Origin of the sequence: Spirosoma endophyticum (assembly GCF_900112365.1) — a bacterium.
Classification (GTDB): domain Bacteria; phylum Bacteroidota; class Bacteroidia; order Cytophagales; family Spirosomataceae; genus Spirosoma; species Spirosoma endophyticum.
The window spans coordinates 182,595-198,396 of the sequence record NZ_FOLQ01000001.1; the positions used below are offsets into that span (position 1 = coordinate 182,595).

Genomic DNA, 15,802 nt, shown 5'->3' on the forward strand with positions numbered 1-15,802 from the left:
CGTCTGGCTTATTTCAAGGCTTCCATCGCCTTCTTCACCGCGGCAAACTGACGCTTTTTCTGCAAGACGGTAGGGGCCGCTACGCGCTCACGGCAGTCGAAAATGCCGCATCGTTCGCAGGTTTGATTCACGATGCGAAAGGGGATTTCGTGGAGGGCGGTAATATCCTTCGCTGAATTAAGAAACTTCATCTTGCTTTTCAGGGCGTCGTTTACGGCAAAACACATGGAAACGCTCATGTTTTGCTGAACCTGCGGCTGAAACGGATGGGCTACCGAAATAATCAGGTACTGATGACCAGAATCGGCATATTCTGACAGTTGCGCCCGGCAAAGGGTACGGTCGAACCCCTTGTTTTGTTGCAGGAATTGAAGCTCCTGCAGGATCGTCCAGGCAATCCACCGCCGACAAAAATGCTCGTCCACGATACCGCGCGGACCCTGTTGCCGCGACAAATGCATCTCTTTGGTCAGTTGAAACGTCGTTTGCCCGGCCGTATGGTTGAAGCGGTAAAAAAACAACTGGTCGATGCCGAAATGGCTCGGCAGTACGTTGCTCAATCGGTAAAAGAACCGTTCGGGCGTGGCACCGAAGTCGGTAATGAGCTGCAGGAACGCGTCGTTGCTCCAGCTTTCCTGAGCGAACAGTTCGGTCAGTTTCGCCACCAGGGTATCCCGGCGAATGAGAATCGCTCCGGCAAAATACGATGCTTTGTAATTATTGAGCATCTGCTCGAACGACTCCGCTTCGACCCACGAATACGTATACGGTCGATTTTTCAGGTTCATGAACTGGAACCCTACTTCCCGTGCCAGAATAAACGCCCGCTGCTCTTCGGACAGTCCGGCGTTGAGGTGCAGGGTTCGATGCGCGGGACGATAGACCGATCGAAGGGACTCCAATTCTGGATTGGCGAGTGGATCAAACTGCTCAATTCGTACGTCATAGCGTGTTTTAAGCAAGTTTGCCAGTAACGTTTCGCTAACGATGGGGTTCGATGATAAGCCGGTTAGTGGCGAAAATTCAGTCAGAAATCGGTCGGCATCGGCTTCAATATCCGGGAAATAATTGTCGTGCATTTCCTGATACGAACGTAACATGGTCAGGTACAGCCGCTCCACGCTCATGTTATAGCTCAGGGCAATGTCCATGAACGTCCGGATCATGGCACTGACTTTAGCGGGCGCTTCGGCCAGCAATTCAAGCAGATCAGATGGATCGATGCCGAAGAGTTCGAGTGGAATCTCGGTCAGGAATTTCGACCGCAGTAAATCCGAAATGGGCTCCAGTTTCTTGCTCAGTTTCAGGGATACGAGCGTATCGTAGTCCACCTGCATGGCATTGGCTAGGGCCGAAATCTTATCTGCTTTTGGGTACTTACGCCCCTTTTCAATTTCGGTTACGTACGAAACCGATAAGCTGGCCTTTTGTGCCAACTCACTGACCGACAGGCCTCTGTCGATTCTAAGCTGGCGTAGTTTCAGACCAAACAGCAGGCGGATATGATCAGTAGGAAGATTCAACGGATAGGTAGGTAATTAGTGGGATGCCGCTCCGGATTTATCAACCGCAAGGGAGTCGAAGTTCCAGGGCCGGGCCGGATCATAGTGTAAACACCCGTGGTTAATGTATAACGGACTATCGACGTTATTATGGTATAATTGACCCGTTCCCAGTCCCTGTGGCAACAAATGCTTGAACTGAGCCGTGTATTGAGCCACGGCGTTCAGGCCAATATTCGATTCCAGGGCCGATGTAATCCACCAGCCAATATTGAGTCGTCCGGCTACCTCGATCCATTCATCGCAGTGGTGTAAACCACCCAATAGCGTTGGTTTGAGGATAATGAACTGAGGTTGAATTTTTTTCAGCAGTTTGAATTTGTTCACGTATTCCATGTGGCCAATCAATTCCTCGTCGAGCGCAATGGGCACCGGCGAGTGCTGGCAGAGGTCGGCCAGTAGGTCGATTTGTCCAGCTCGAATCGGTTGCTCGATCGAGTGGAGATCGTAGGTGGCCAGTCGGTCAAGTTTTGCCATGGCTTCGCCGGGCTGGAACGCACCGTTGGCGTCGACCCGCAAGGTAATCTGGTCGGCGGTAAACCGGTCCCGTATCATGGCCAGCAGGTCGCATTCCTGATCAAAATCAAGGGCCCCGATTTTAAGCTTTAAGGTCGTGTACCCCGATTGTAGTTTTTCGTCAATCTGCTGCCGCATGAATGCCGGACTGCCCATCCAGATCAGGCCGTTGATGGGTAAGGCCCGATTCCCCGCCGTGAAGTCCGATGCTTTAATGATACGTTGCCCACCCCCCAGAAAGTCGAGCATGGCCGTTTCAAAACCGAACAAAATACTCGGAAATCGGGGGCTGATGAGTTGATTAAGCACGATGGGAACGTTCCAGCTGAACAGCTGAAGATCTAACTCATTGAATTCCTGGCAATACTGTTGCAGGGTATCCTCAAAATCAGGCCGGTCATCATAACTTAATCCTTTAAGTGGCCCGCACTCACCATACCCAACAACCGCCGGATCGTCGTCATCGAAGACCCGAAGAATATAGGACATTTTTTCCGTAAGGGTGCCGCGCGACGTACCCGCTTCGAAGCGAAAATGCAACGTGTATGTTAGGTAGTCGACTTTTAAACTCATTGTACCGGGCGGTGAGGACGGGTATTCCCAGTCCTAAAAGTACTACTTTTGACTGCTCAAGCGGGCAATATTACGAAATTATTAATGAAGCATTTGTTTAGCCAATGGCTGCTCTTGCCACTCAGTGGACTATATGGACTAGTAACCGATTTTCGTAATTGGCTATTTAACAATCAGTTATTAAAAGCGATACGTCCCTCCGTCTATACTGTGGGTATCGGTAATTTAACAGTGGGCGGTACAGGAAAAACGCCAATGGTCGAATTTTTGATTAAATGGTACCAGTTGACGGGTTCAGACAAGGGCAAAGAAACCGCCACACTCAGCCGGGGATACGGTCGGCGCACGACGGGATTTCGCATTGCAACCAATTCGGATACGGCCGCGACCATTGGCGACGAACCGCTCCAGCTCTACCGTAAGTTTAGTTCCCTGGTTCGCGTATGCGTGGGGGAACGCCGGGTCGAGGCTATTGAAGCCTTACTTCAACGGCATCCTGACACCCAACAGATTCTGCTCGATGACGCATTTCAGCATCGGGCCGTGCAGCCGCACCTGACTATTCTCCTGATGGATTACAACCGGCCGTTTTACGACGACTACCCCTTTCCGGCCGGTCGATTGCGGGAACGACGGAAGGGGGCTCGACGGGCCGATGGGATTGTGGTGACCAAATGTCCCCCGAATCTGTGGGCCACGGAGCAGGCACGTATCGCGTCCCGCATCCGGCCATATGCCCGCCCAGAAACGCCCATTTTCTTTGCCGGCCTGCACTACAGTTCGCCCGTTTCGTTCGCTGATCATCGGGTCAACTCCAGCCTGACCAGCGTTATCCTCGTGTCGGGGCTGGCCAATGCCGATCCGCTGGAGCACTACGTTCGGCAAGCATTTCACCTCCATCATCATTACCGGTTTGCGGACCACTATACATACACTCGAGCGAATCTTGATGAGCTGCTGGCCACGTTACCGGCTGACACGGCGATCCTGACAACCGAGAAAGACTGGGTAAAACTGGATGCCCTGCTAACGCCCACTGAACGGGAGAAACTCCCGTTGTATTACCTGCCGGTGGCCATGCAATTTTTACCAGGGCATGAAGCCCAATTTATGGCCTTTCTAGACGAACATACCCTTAAAAATCGTTAACTGATGACGCCGGATTTCGGCCATCCGCCGTTTTGGTGTACTTTTGAGCTGATGAATCGGAGTTTTCTTGCCTTACTTTTTATACTGGGTCTAGCGCTTGTTGGCCGGGCGCAACAATTTCCGGGCTCACCTACCCAGAATCCCAATAGTTTCGGGGGGCGGCAGGCCATGCCGACCTCAACGACGGGTAACCGGGGACAGGGGATCATCGACGACTCGACGAAGGTAATTTATGGTCCGAAGTCAACGCGCTACGTGCTGGAGGGCGATATTTTCAATAACCGCCGGAAACTCTACACCATGGATACCACCATGGACGATGTGCACCGGTATACCTACGTACAGCGGTATCAGAATCTATACCAGGATTTAGGGGACCTTGGAACGCCTATGCGCCCCGTGTTTGTGCAGGAGCCGCAGCAGTTAGGGGCTCAGTCTGGTTATTACGTGTTTTCGCCCTACGCTTACCAGACGATGGACGTGAAGTACTTCGATACGAAATCGCCATTCACGGATATGTACATTGCCCTGGGTGGCAACAATCAGAATATTCTGCGCTTCGATATGGCCCAGAATATCAATCCCCGCCTGAACGTTGGCTTTAATGTACAGCGGTTTACGTCGCAGAAACAGTTTGGTACCAGCGGCACCAATGATACGTATAAATTGCTGGCCCAGAACTGGGGACTGTTGCTACACACGAACTACCGCTCGAAAAACGACAAGTATACCCTGCTGGCGCACTTTAAAAACATGAATCACAGCCTTGATGAGCAGGGGGGCGTGTTGCCGGGGCAGAGCACAGACGGGTCCATCATCATCTACAACTACACCGGTGATTCCCGCTTGCGGAGCGGCAGTACGTCATTACACGGCCCGCACGGCTGGGAAATTCGAAACGACCTCCATGCCTACCATCAATACGTGCTCGACAAAGGGTTTCAGGTTTACCACCGATTCGATTACCAGACCCAGAAGAATTTTTACCAGGACGATACCTTACGGCTAAATCAGTCGATTACCCCGCTGGGCAGCGATTCTCCCCTGCGTTTTTACCCGTCCATTCTGGGCGATACGTCCCGCATTGAGCAGCATACGCGCTTTCGGTTGTTGGAAAATCAATTTGGATTAAAAGGCATTGCACAATATAAAGGCGCATCATTTAACTACCGGGCCTACCTGCGCGTCCGGAACTATAAGCAGACCACACTCTATAACACTTCTCGTACGACCTATAACCAGTATGAAATTCCTCGTACAGAAACGTTCCTGGGTGGGTGGGTAGGCTATTATTTTCCCGACAGCCTGTCCCGGATCACCGCCGAACTTGAATATCAGGTTGCAGGGGGCTACCGGCTACAGGGTCAGCTGGAAAGTAAGTTCCTGACCGCTGGGTACTCATCGGAACTAGTGAACCCAACATTGTTACAGGAGCGCTATCAAAGCATGATTTATATCTGGCGCAATGACTTCAACTTACGCGGTTATAACCACGCCTACGGGAAACTGAACCTTCGGTATAAACAGCTACGTATCGAACCGGGGCTGGATTATTACCTGCTCAGTAACTACACCTATTTCGATACGGCCGCTGTGGCCCGCCAGGCCGCTGGTTCGTTCAGCGTGCTCAGAGCCGGGCTGGGGTATCACCTGCAATTTGGTAAATTTTTGCTCTCCGGGCAGGCCTACTACACGGTTCAGTCGCGGACGGATATTTTGCGGACACCGCCTTTGTTTGTCAATACACGCCTGCAGTATGAATTCCTCTACGCCAAAGTCCTGTATATACAGGCCGGGATTGATTTACATTATAAGTCGTCCTATTATGCCGATGCGTATATGCCACTCAATCAGCAGTTTTATCTTCAGAACCGGCAGGCTGTCGAAGGGGCTGTGCTGGCTGATCTCTACGCAAATCTACGTATCAACCGAACCCGCTTGTTTGTGAAACTGACCCACGCCAATCAGGGCATCTTTTCGCCGGGTTATTTTGTGGCACCCGACTATTTGCAAATGCGACGGGGCTTTGCCTTTGGTGTCGACTGGTATTTATTTGATTAATTTATCTGGACAACAGGTAAGGAAAAACGAAATGCTACTTATTAAATTATTTAAAAGACAATTGCGTGTCTCGTTGGCTTTGACTAAGTATTGTTAGCTTGTTTTTTGACTAGAACCAATAAATTTTTAATTTCTACATGGACCCATTTCAGATTCAAAAAGCTCCAGTCCAGTACGACGTCGCCATTATCGGCTCGGGGGCCGGGGGAGGTATGGCGGCTTACACGCTGGCAAAAGCCGGGGCGAAAGTCGTGCTGCTGGAAGCGGGCGGCTACTTTGACCCAGCCGATCCGAAGTACATTACACAACTGAAATGGCCGTGGGAGTCGCCCCGGCGGGGGGCAAGTACCACACGGGCTTTTGGTGATTTTGATGCCGCCTGGGGTGGCTGGGAAATTGAAGGTGAACCGTATTCGGCCAAACCGGGTACTGAGTTCCACTGGTTTCGTTCCCGGATGCTGGGTGGACGTACTAACCACTGGGGGCGTATCTCCATGCGGTTCGGTCCCGACGATTTCCGCCGTAAATCCCTCACCGGCGTGGGCGATGACTGGCCAATTACGTATGAGGATTTTAAACCCTTCTACGACCGGGTCGATAAAATGATCGGCGTTTTTGGTTCGATTGAGAATTTCCCAAATGAACCAAACGGTTACTTTCTGCCGCCACCCAAACCCCGTCTGCATGAACTGATGCTGCGGAAAGGCGCGCAGAGTATTGGCATTCCTGTTATCCCATCGCGGTTAAGTATCCTGACCAAGCCCATCAACAACGAGCGTGGTTCGTGTTTCTACTGCAGCCAGTGCGGACGCGCCTGCCAGGCTTATGCTGACTTTTCATCCTCGTCGGTGCTGTGTATTCCGGCGGTTAAAACCGGGAACGTAACGCTTATCAACGGCGCTATGGCCCGTGAAGTCTTAACCGATCCGCAAACGGGTCTGGCTACAGGTGTTAGCTACGTAGATACCCGGACCCTGGAAGAGGTGACTGTGCGGGCAAAGTCTGTTATCCTGAGCGCCAGTACGTGTGAGTCGGCCCGGCTTCTGCTCAACTCTAAATCATCCCGCTTTCCGCAGGGACTGGCTAACAGTAGTGGGGTGGTCGGTAAATACCTGAACGACTCAACGGGTGCCAGCCGCTCCGGTTTCGTTCCTGCGTTGATGGATCGCAAACGCTACAATGAAGATGGCGTGGGCGGTATGCACGTATTTACGCCCTGGTGGCTCGACAACAAGAAGTTAGATTTTCCGCGTGGGTACCACATTGAATACGGTGGTGGCATGGGTATGCCCGGCTACGGCTTTGGTGGTGGCATCGAGAACATGAACGGTCGGTTCCCCGGCCGCGATGGTAAAATGAAACCCGGTGGCGGCTATGGCGCGAGTTTAAAAGACGACTATCGTCGATTCTACGGTGCTTATGTGGGCATGGCTGGCCGGGGCGAACCCGTCCCCCTCGAAAGCAACTACTGCGAAATTGACCCGAACTCCGTCGATAAATACGGGATTCCGACCTTACGGTTTCATTACAAATGGTCGGACTATGAAATCAAGCAGGCCAAGCACATGCAGGATACCTTCGAGCAGATCATTACCTCGATGGGTGGCACGCCACTGGGTAATAAGCCTGGTCCTGAGAACAATTACGGCCTGGAAGCGCCCGGAAAAATCATCCACGAAGTTGGCACGGTTCGTATGGGCAACGACCCGAACAAATCGGCGCTAAATAAATGGCAGCAGGCACACGACGTGAAAAACCTGTTTGTTGTGGATGCGGCTCCCTTTGTTTCGCAGGGCGACAAGAACGTAACGTGGACGATTCTGGCGGCCTCCATGCGGACGAGCGAATACTTAATTGATCAGGTCAAACAGAAAAATATTTAACCGAAATGAAACGCAGAGATTCCTTAAAAGCCATTTCTCTTACTGGTTTCGGTCTGGCTGTCAATCCTGTCGAAGCCGCCGTGCCCGCCCCACCGGATGTTAAGCCGTTAAAAGTACCGGGTGGTCGGCAGAAGTTTGAAGCAGAGCGCGATGCCAAACTGAACGCCGAAAAGTTCTTTACCGCGCACGAGCTGCAGACCGTAACCATACTGTGTGACATCATCATTCCGGCCGATGAAAAATCCGGGAGTGCCTCGCAGGCGGGTGTACCGGCTTTCATCGAATTTATGATGAAAGACCAGCCCAGGAACCAGACACCCATGCGGGGGGGGATTCGCTGGCTCGACAATACGTGTGTTAAACGCTACGGAAAGAAATTTGCCCTCTGCACCAAAGCACAGCAGATCGATATGGTGGAGCAGATTGCCTATCCATCGCAGGCTAAACCCGATATGACGCAGGGAGCATCTTTTTTCAGCTTTATGCGCAATATGACAGCCTCTGGCTTTTTTACAAGCCAGATGGGCATTAAGGATATTGGCTATGTGGGTAATACGCCTAACCAATGGGACGGCGTTCCGGAGGACGTATTGAAGCAATACGGACTTGCCTACGAAGAACGTGAGATAAAGAAGGATTGGCCGGAAGATTATAAAAAGTAATCGAACGTCAAGTGTATCATTAAAAAAGCGGCCCTACTCACTGAGTGGGACCGCTTTTTATTTCATAAGGACTTGTGAAATCAGGAAATAACGAGTGGAAACAACGTCAAGGCGCCATAAACAATGATTAATTCATTCCAGGCGTAAGCCGATTACTTACTTCCTCGAAGCGGCAACCTGCCTCACCAATAGCCACCGACTTAGGTAGACAGTCAGCGTTTTTGGTTAATAGTAATTTTGGACTTTCTGATAATTAGGTCACAAAATGAATATTTGTAAACAGATCGTTGACTGCCAACTGTTTAACTGAAGGCCGTTAACTTTTTGCGTTTTTCATTCGACCAATCCGCCTTTTTTCCTGTACCTTTACATCCCGTAACGACCTAAACAGGTTTCAATCATGGCGGCTACGGGACCAAAATCCGCAAAGTATATTTTTGTTACGGGCGGGGTAACTTCATCACTGGGCAAGGGCATTATCGCTTCTTCGCTGGCAAAATTGCTTCAATCACGGGGGCTTACGGTAACGATTCAGAAATTCGATCCGTATATCAATATCGACCCCGGCACCCTTAATCCTTACGAACACGGCGAGTGCTATGTGACCAACGACGGAGCCGAAACGGATCTTGATCTGGGTCACTACGAGCGGTTTTTGAACCGACCAACGTCGCAGGCCAACAACATCACCACCGGACGTATCTACAACAACGTTATTACCCGCGAACGGCGGGGCGATTTCCTGGGTAAAACGGTGCAGGTTGTACCGCACATCACCGATGAAATCAAGCGAAACATCCGGCTGCTGGGCGAAACGGGTGAATACGATATCGTCATCACCGAAATTGGTGGCTGCGTGGGTGACATTGAGTCGTTACCCTTTGTGGAAGCGGTCCGCCAGTTGAAGTTTGAATTGGGGGAAAAAGATACGCTCGTCATTCACCTGACACTGGTGCCGTACCTCCGTTCGGCGGGTGAGTTGAAAACCAAGCCAACCCAGCACTCCGTTCGGATGTTGCTCGAAAACGGGGTTCAGCCCGACATCATCGCCTGCCGTACCGAACACCCGCTTCCGCAGGACATCCGCCGAAAAATCGCGCAATTTTGTAACGTGCAGGTGAGTTCGGTTATTGAAGCCATCGATGCCGAGACAATCTACGACGTACCGTTGCTGATGCAGAAAGAGCGGCTCGATCAGCGGGCGTTGTACATGCTGGACCTGTACAATGACAAAGATGCCGACCTCGATTCCTGGAAGGCGTTTCTGGGTCGGCTCAAGAATCCGGGGGACACCGTCAGAATCGGGCTGGTGGGTAAATACGTCGAATTACACGACGCCTATAAATCCATTGCCGAATCGTTTATCCACGCGGGAGCTACGAACGAATGCAAAGTGCAACTAGAATGGATTCAGTCCGAAACGCTGATCGACGAACACCACTGTGCCGACGTACTGGCGCAACTGGACGGGGTGCTCGTGGCACCCGGATTCGGCGAACGGGGTATCGAAGGGAAGATTAATGCCGTTCGCTACGTTCGCGAGCACGGTATTCCGTTCCTGGGTATCTGTCTGGGTATGCAGATGGCCGTGATCGAGTACGCCCGTAACGTAATGGGAATTGAGGATGCGCATTCGACCGAGATGGAGCCTCATACGCCTAACCCCGTCATCAGCATGATGGAGGAACAGAAGAACGTTACCGACAAGGGGGGGACGATGCGGTTGGGCGCTTATGCCTGTAAACTCAAGCGGGACTCAATGGCCCACCAGATTTACGGCAAAGCCCAGATCAGTGAACGCCATCGCCATCGGTACGAGTTCAATAATAATTACCTGGATGCGTTTGAAAAAGCCGGGTTTCGTCCGACTGGTATCAATCCCGATACAGGCCTGGTCGAGATTGTTGAACTGAAAGATCACCCCTGGTTCGTGGGTGTCCAGTTTCACCCAGAGCTAAAAAGCACCGTTATGAACCCGCATCCGCTTTTCGTGCACTTTGTGCGGGCTGCTCTCACCTATAGTCAGCAGAAACGAAATACTTCTGAATCAAGCTCAGCACTCGCTACATCCGACATTTCTACCGCCGAATCCACGGTGGCCCGTGTAGAAACTGCTGATGTGGTTGATTAAGCGGCCAGATTGCCGTAATTTTGCAAAAAAAAGTCGACAGTCTTCAGTCGATAGTCGTGAGCCTGCTGGCTGCTATGGACTGAAGACTGTCGACTGACTTCTTAAAACTAAATGGATCGTAATCAAATTATTGGCATTGTCCTGATTCTGGCGATGCTGGTCGGCTATCAGCTTCTGGTACCGAAACCCGCGCCCGAAAAGGAACCGGCCCAAAAAACACAGACTACCAAACCGACGACGGCATCTGGTGCGGCCGCTGCCATCAGTAAAGCAGAGCAACCACTCGATTCAGCCGCTGCGCAGGCACAATTTGGTGATTTTGCCAGGGTGGCTACTGGTGAAGCCCGCGACATTGTGGTTGAGAATAAAGAGATTAAAGTGACCTTCAGTACGTTGGGGGGACGCGTGAAAGAGGTTGTGTTAAAAAACTACAAAACCTTCGATCAGAAACCGCTGATGCTGATTGATGAGCAAAGCAGCAAAACGCTCCTCGAATTGCCAACGAATCGGGGAAAGGTCGATCTGCATAAACTCTATTACCAGACAACTGCTCAGAATAGTACCGTAAACGGCCAGCCACAGACAGTAACGTTCCGGGCCGAGATTGCACCGGGTCAGTCGGTCGAACAGGTGTATACGGTACCGGCCGAAGGCTACGTACTGGATTATGACCTAAAACTGAATGGTCTGGGCAATGCCGTAGCGGATGGCAATATTCGGTTCTTCTGGGAGGACAAGATGCGGCAGTACGAGAATGACCTGGCCAATAATCGCCGGGCTGCTACGATCGACTACCTGACGGCGGATGATAATTTCGATAAACTGAAGGAGAGTGAAGCCAGCGAAGAAGCTACCCTGGAAGAACCCGTCCAGTGGTTTGCCATCAAGCACAAATATTTCCTGTCGGCGTTTGTGGCTAAAAATGCCCCCTTACAAAAAGCTAGCTTCAAGGCATTGGCTGATCCCGCTGACAGTAGCGTGGTGAAAACCGCCCTGGCTGACGTTTTTCTGCCGATGGCTGACGTGAAAGCGGGCAAAGGGAATTACAAGTTTTACTACGGCCCGAACGATTTTCAATTGCTGGGCAGCGTAGCCCCCGAATTCGATCAGAACGTTTACCTGGGGTATTCGGTCCTGAAGCCAATTAACAAGTACTTCTTTGTGCCGGTATTTAACTTCCTGGAGAAGTTTATCTCGAATTATGGCCTGCTGATTATTGCGCTGGTCGTCTTCGTGAAGCTGATCATCACCCCGTTAACCTACAAGTCGTACGTCAGTATGGCGAAGATGCGGGTGCTGCAGCCGGAGCTGAACGAAATGAAGGAACGTGTTGGCGATGACATGGCCAAGCAGCAGGCCGAGCAAATGAAGTTGTATCAGGAAGTGGGCGTTAGTCCGTTGAGCGGTTGTGTACCGGTACTGGCTACCATGCCGATCCTGTTCTCCCTGTTCATGCTCTTCCCGAACCTGATTGAGTTGCGGCAGAAATCATTCCTGTGGGCCAATGACCTTTCGACCTACGATGCGTTCCTGACGTTCCCGGCCATTCCGTTTATTGGCAGTCACCTAAGTTTGTTTACGGTGCTGATGACGGCTTCGTCCATCGCCTACGCGTACTACAACAACCAGACAACCCCAACACAGCCGGGTCCGGTTAACATGAAAGCGTTGAGCTACGTCTTCCCGCTCATGTTCATGTTCGTGCTGAATTCATATCCAGCCGGTTTGACGTTCTATTACTTTGTTTCGAACGTAGTGACGATCTTACAACAGCAGCTTATCCGCCGGTTTGTCGACGAGGATAAAATCAAAGCGGTGCTGGACGAAAACCGCCGGAAAAATGCCGCTGGTCTGGGCAAGAAACCCGGTGGATTCCAGGCACTACTACAGAAGCAGCTTGCCGCTGCGGAAGAAGCCCGCAAACAGGCTGACGAAGCTTCAAAAAGAGCCAGGCAGAAAAAATAAGATCAATGTGGCATGAACCATGTTACGAGGCAGAAACGCACACGTCATATCTTCATCAAACCATTGTCTAGAACAAAAGCAACGCCCTCGCGTTGCTTTTGTGTATGAACGCTTAGTATTTATGACTAGTAAGCTTTATTGGCTAACCATAATAATCACTTTTTGGAGACTTTTGGATGGGCCTGTTGCCGATGCGCAGGTACCTGCCGATGCTCAGAAACGGTATAAGGCCGCCGTGCAGCTGATACAGGCCGGCGACTATGAGCGAGCCAAATCTGAATTGAATAGTTTCACGCAGCAGGAGAGTCCGTTAGCTCCTTATGCCCATTATCACTACGCGCTGGCCGCGTTTCGGCAGAAGAATTACAGTCAGTCCCGGCTCATGCTGAAGCAGTTAATGACGCGTTTCCCGAACTGGCGCAAGCTGGACGATGCCCATTATCTGTTCGCGGCTGTGAGCATGGAACTGACGCAGTACGAAGATGCACTGACCGCCATTCAGCAAATAAGTGACCAGACGCTGCGGCCGGACGTAACGAAACTCGAACAGAATTTCATACCGCGCCTTACAGACCTGAACCGCTTGAAGCAGTTGAACAGGGATTTTCCGAATGATCGAATTGTTGGGCTGACGTTGATCGACCTGATTCAGCGGACGGCCAGTGATAAGGATGATCTGGAGCTATCCGATCGGCTCACGAATCGGTTTGGGGTACCGGGCGTGGTCGCTACGTCTACCAGCAGTACGACGGCTTCTTCGGCTAACCGGCCGGCATCGGCAGTGATGCAGCCGAGTCGTAATGCGCGCCCGAAAGGGTATTATAACGTAGCGGTGATGTTCCCGTTTCGGCTGGATGAGTTCGATGCTGAGAAACGGGGGCGCTCCAATCAATACGTATACGATCTGTACGACGGCATCAAAATGGCGAAAGCGCAGTTGCAGGAAGAAGGGATTACGGTGAACCTGTTTGCCTATGACCTTGACAACGATGCGAATAAGACGCTGGAATTGGTGAATAGTCCGACGTTTGCCCAGACAGATATGATTATTGGGCCGCTCTACGTCGAACCCAACCGGATTGCAGCGGCCTATGCCAATCAGAAAAATATTCTGCTGCTGAATCCTACGGCAACAAGCAGTGAGTTGATTGCCAACCAGCCGATGTCGTTTCTGGCGCAACCGTCCGTGAATCAACAGGCGCTAAAAGTAGCGGAACAAGCCATTAACCTCAACATGGGGCGCCGGGCCGCCATTTATTTTGGTACGTCCCGCAAGGATTCACTAATGGCCGTCGCGTATCAGAATGAACTGAAGCGGCAGAATTTTCAGGTTATTGACTTTCGGAAACTAAGTGGTAACGCCCAGATGATGGCCAATGCCATGCAGCCCGCCGGACCAGTCACGACTGCGCGTCCGGCGAACATGACGGCAACCGTTAGTCTGGGGCATATTTTCTTTGCCAGTAGCAATGACGAGGATGGGGGGCGTCTGCTCGATGCCTTAAGTCGCCGGAAAGTGAGTGGTCCCCTGATTGCCACGGCTTCGGCTTTTGACTTTTATCGAAGTCCACTCTCAACGTTCACACGTCGGGAGTTGTATTTGCTTTATCCCGACTTTATTGATTCATCCCGGGAGCCGGTCATTGCGTTTGAGGAAGAGTACGTAGCGAAGCGTAACACCATTCCCTCTGTTTTTTCCAGTGAAGGCTACGATATGATGCTTTTTTTTGGCCGACAGCTGGCTAAAAATGGTACCCAATTACGTAACCGGGCCAATCTGCGTTCTGATACGGACGACTATTTACTGTCGGGATTTGATTATACACAAACTAATGAAAACCAGATCGTTCCCATTGTGAAGTATGAAGACGGGCGGTTTGTGAAAATTAATGAGTGAACAAGCAAAAGAGTGAACGAGTGAATTGACTTATACAGTTTTTCGCTCTTTCATTCTTTTGCTCTTTCGCTCTTTCAGCATATGACAACGAGCGAGCAACTGTTTGAAAAAGCCAAAACGCTGATTCCAGGTGGGGTTAACTCACCGGTTCGGGCGTTTCGGGCGGTGGGTGGATCACCCATCTTTATTAAATCAGCTAAAGGGCCTTACCTCTATGATGAGGATGGACGCCAGTATATTGAACTGATCAACTCGTGGGGCCCAATGATTCTGGGCCATGCGTTTGAACCCGTTGAAAAAGCCGTTCGCGATGCCATTCAGCATTCGTTTTCGTTTGGCGCACCCACGCGAAAGGAAGTTGAAATGGCTGAATTGATCACCACGATGGTTCCTTCCGTGGAGAAGGTGCGTATGGTCAATTCCGGTACGGAGGCTACGATGGCCGCTATTCGGGTGGCACGGGGATTTACGGGCCGTGACAAGATGATCAAGTTTGAGGGGTGTTACCACGGCCACGGTGACTCATTCCTGATTGCGGCCGGGAGTGGGGCCATGACGATGGGGATTCCTGACAGCCCGGGCGTGACCAAAGCCACTGCTGCTGATACCCTTACCGCGCCCTTTAATGATCTGGCAGCTGTTGAAGCGTTGTTGGATAACAACCACAACCAGGTGGCCGCCATCATTCTGGAACCCGTTGTGGGTAATATGGGTTGCGTACTGCCTGAACCGGGATTTCTAGAGGGCATCCGCGACCTCTGCGATAGACATGGCGTCGTCCTGATTTTCGACGAGGTGATGACCGGTTTCCGACTGGCGAAAGGGGGGGCTCAGGAACGGTTCGGTATTACACCCGACCTGACCACGATGGGTAAAATTATTGGCGGGGGTATGCCCGTTGGCGCCTATGGCGGCCGGGCTGATATTATGAACATGGTATCGCCCGCTGGCCCTGTCTATCAGGCTGGTACGCTTTCGGGAAATCCAATTGCCATGTCGGCGGGGTTGGCCATGCTGCATCATCTGAATGATCATCCGGACGTCTACACCCGCCTGGAAGAAATTGGAGAGAAACTGACCGTTGGTTTTCGGGCTGGTTTGCTGAAGGCCGGGCTGAACTATACCATCAATCATATCGGGTCGATGTTCACCCTGTTCATGTCTGAGCGGTCTATATCGAACTTCACCGACGCCAAGACCTGTGATCTGCCCGCATTTGGCCGGTATTTTCATGCCATGCTGGATCGGGGGGTGTATCTGGCGCCGTCGCAGTTCGAGAGTCTTTTTATGTCAGTTGCTTTAACGGATGCGTTGATTGATCAGGTAATTCGAGCGAATGAAGAAAGCCTGCAGGTAATGATGAATAATTAAGGTGAATGATGAATGATGAATGATAAATGATT

Annotated in this window: 10 protein-coding genes; 8 read left to right on the top strand and 2 right to left on the bottom strand. The window is 51.4% G+C overall.

All coding sequences use genetic code 11. The features are described 5' to 3' along the window. Positions 1-8 precede the first annotated feature (8 nt). Positions 9-1,523, bottom strand: a complete 1,515-nt coding sequence (locus tag BM202_RS00715; protein WP_093822557.1) for a helix-turn-helix domain-containing protein — start codon at positions 1,521-1,523, stop codon at positions 9-11. 15 nt (positions 1,524-1,538) lie between these two features. Continuing rightward, a complete protein-coding gene (locus BM202_RS00720; protein ID WP_093822558.1) occupies positions 1,539-2,651 on the bottom strand; it encodes an o-succinylbenzoate synthase in 1,113 nt (370 codons plus the stop codon). A gap of 84 nt (positions 2,652-2,735) precedes the next feature. On the opposite strand from BM202_RS00720, the gene lpxK reads away from it, so the two are divergent. The 8 genes from lpxK (at position 2,736) to hemL (ending at position 15,770) form a co-directional block, all read left to right on the top strand. After that, positions 2,736-3,800: a tetraacyldisaccharide 4'-kinase gene (gene lpxK / locus BM202_RS00725; protein ID WP_093822559.1), complete on the top strand. Its 1,065-nt coding sequence runs from the start codon at positions 2,736-2,738 to the stop codon at positions 3,798-3,800. A 51-nt stretch (positions 3,801-3,851) separates the two neighbouring features. Continuing rightward, positions 3,852-5,861 carry a putative porin gene (locus BM202_RS00730; protein WP_093823548.1) on the top strand — a complete coding sequence of 670 codons (2,010 nt, stop codon included), beginning with the start codon at positions 3,852-3,854 and terminating at the stop codon, positions 5,859-5,861. A gap of 137 nt (positions 5,862-5,998) precedes the next feature. Continuing rightward, the gene (locus BM202_RS00735) at positions 5,999-7,744 is read left to right on the top strand and encodes a GMC oxidoreductase (RefSeq protein WP_093822560.1); all 1,746 of its coding nucleotides are present in this window, start codon (positions 5,999-6,001) and stop codon (positions 7,742-7,744) included. A gap of 5 nt (positions 7,745-7,749) precedes the next feature. Next, on the top strand, positions 7,750-8,406 hold the full coding sequence (locus tag BM202_RS00740) for a gluconate 2-dehydrogenase subunit 3 family protein (protein ID WP_093822561.1): 657 nt from the start codon (positions 7,750-7,752) through the stop codon (positions 8,404-8,406). A gap of 400 nt (positions 8,407-8,806) precedes the next feature. Further along, complete coding sequence (locus BM202_RS00745; RefSeq protein ID WP_093822562.1) at positions 8,807-10,537, top strand: CTP synthase; 1,731 nt, start codon at positions 8,807-8,809, stop codon at positions 10,535-10,537. Between the two features lie 111 nt (positions 10,538-10,648). Continuing rightward, entirely contained in the window at positions 10,649-12,502 is a 1,854-nt protein-coding gene (gene yidC / locus BM202_RS00750) for a membrane protein insertase YidC (protein WP_093822563.1), read from the top strand. Between the two features lie 121 nt (positions 12,503-12,623). Continuing rightward, positions 12,624-14,399 (top strand): outer membrane protein assembly factor BamD, encoded by a 1,776-nt coding sequence (gene bamD, locus BM202_RS00755; protein WP_093822564.1) that lies wholly within the window; start codon positions 12,624-12,626, stop codon positions 14,397-14,399. A gap of 81 nt (positions 14,400-14,480) precedes the next feature. Beyond that, positions 14,481-15,770, top strand: a complete 1,290-nt coding sequence (hemL, locus tag BM202_RS00760; RefSeq protein WP_093822565.1) for a glutamate-1-semialdehyde 2,1-aminomutase — start codon at positions 14,481-14,483, stop codon at positions 15,768-15,770. Positions 15,771-15,802 lie beyond the last annotated feature (32 nt).

Excerpts from the sequence above, each read along its gene's own strand:
- BM202_RS00720 (WP_093822558.1), bottom strand. The coding sequence starts at position 2,651 with ATGAGTTTAAAAGTCGACTACCTAACATACACGTTGCATTTTCGCTTC.
- lpxK (WP_093822559.1), top strand. The coding sequence starts at position 2,736 with ATGAAGCATTTGTTTAGCCAATGGCTGCTCTTGCCACTCAGTGGACTA.
- BM202_RS00730 (WP_093823548.1), top strand. The coding sequence starts at position 3,852 with ATGAATCGGAGTTTTCTTGCCTTACTTTTTATACTGGGTCTAGCGCTT.
- BM202_RS00735 (WP_093822560.1), top strand. The coding sequence starts at position 5,999 with ATGGACCCATTTCAGATTCAAAAAGCTCCAGTCCAGTACGACGTCGCC.
- BM202_RS00740 (WP_093822561.1), top strand. The coding sequence starts at position 7,750 with ATGAAACGCAGAGATTCCTTAAAAGCCATTTCTCTTACTGGTTTCGGT.
- BM202_RS00745 (WP_093822562.1), top strand. The coding sequence starts at position 8,807 with ATGGCGGCTACGGGACCAAAATCCGCAAAGTATATTTTTGTTACGGGC.
- yidC (WP_093822563.1), top strand. The coding sequence starts at position 10,649 with ATGGATCGTAATCAAATTATTGGCATTGTCCTGATTCTGGCGATGCTG.
- bamD (WP_093822564.1), top strand. The coding sequence starts at position 12,624 with ATGACTAGTAAGCTTTATTGGCTAACCATAATAATCACTTTTTGGAGA.
- hemL (WP_093822565.1), top strand. The coding sequence starts at position 14,481 with ATGACAACGAGCGAGCAACTGTTTGAAAAAGCCAAAACGCTGATTCCA.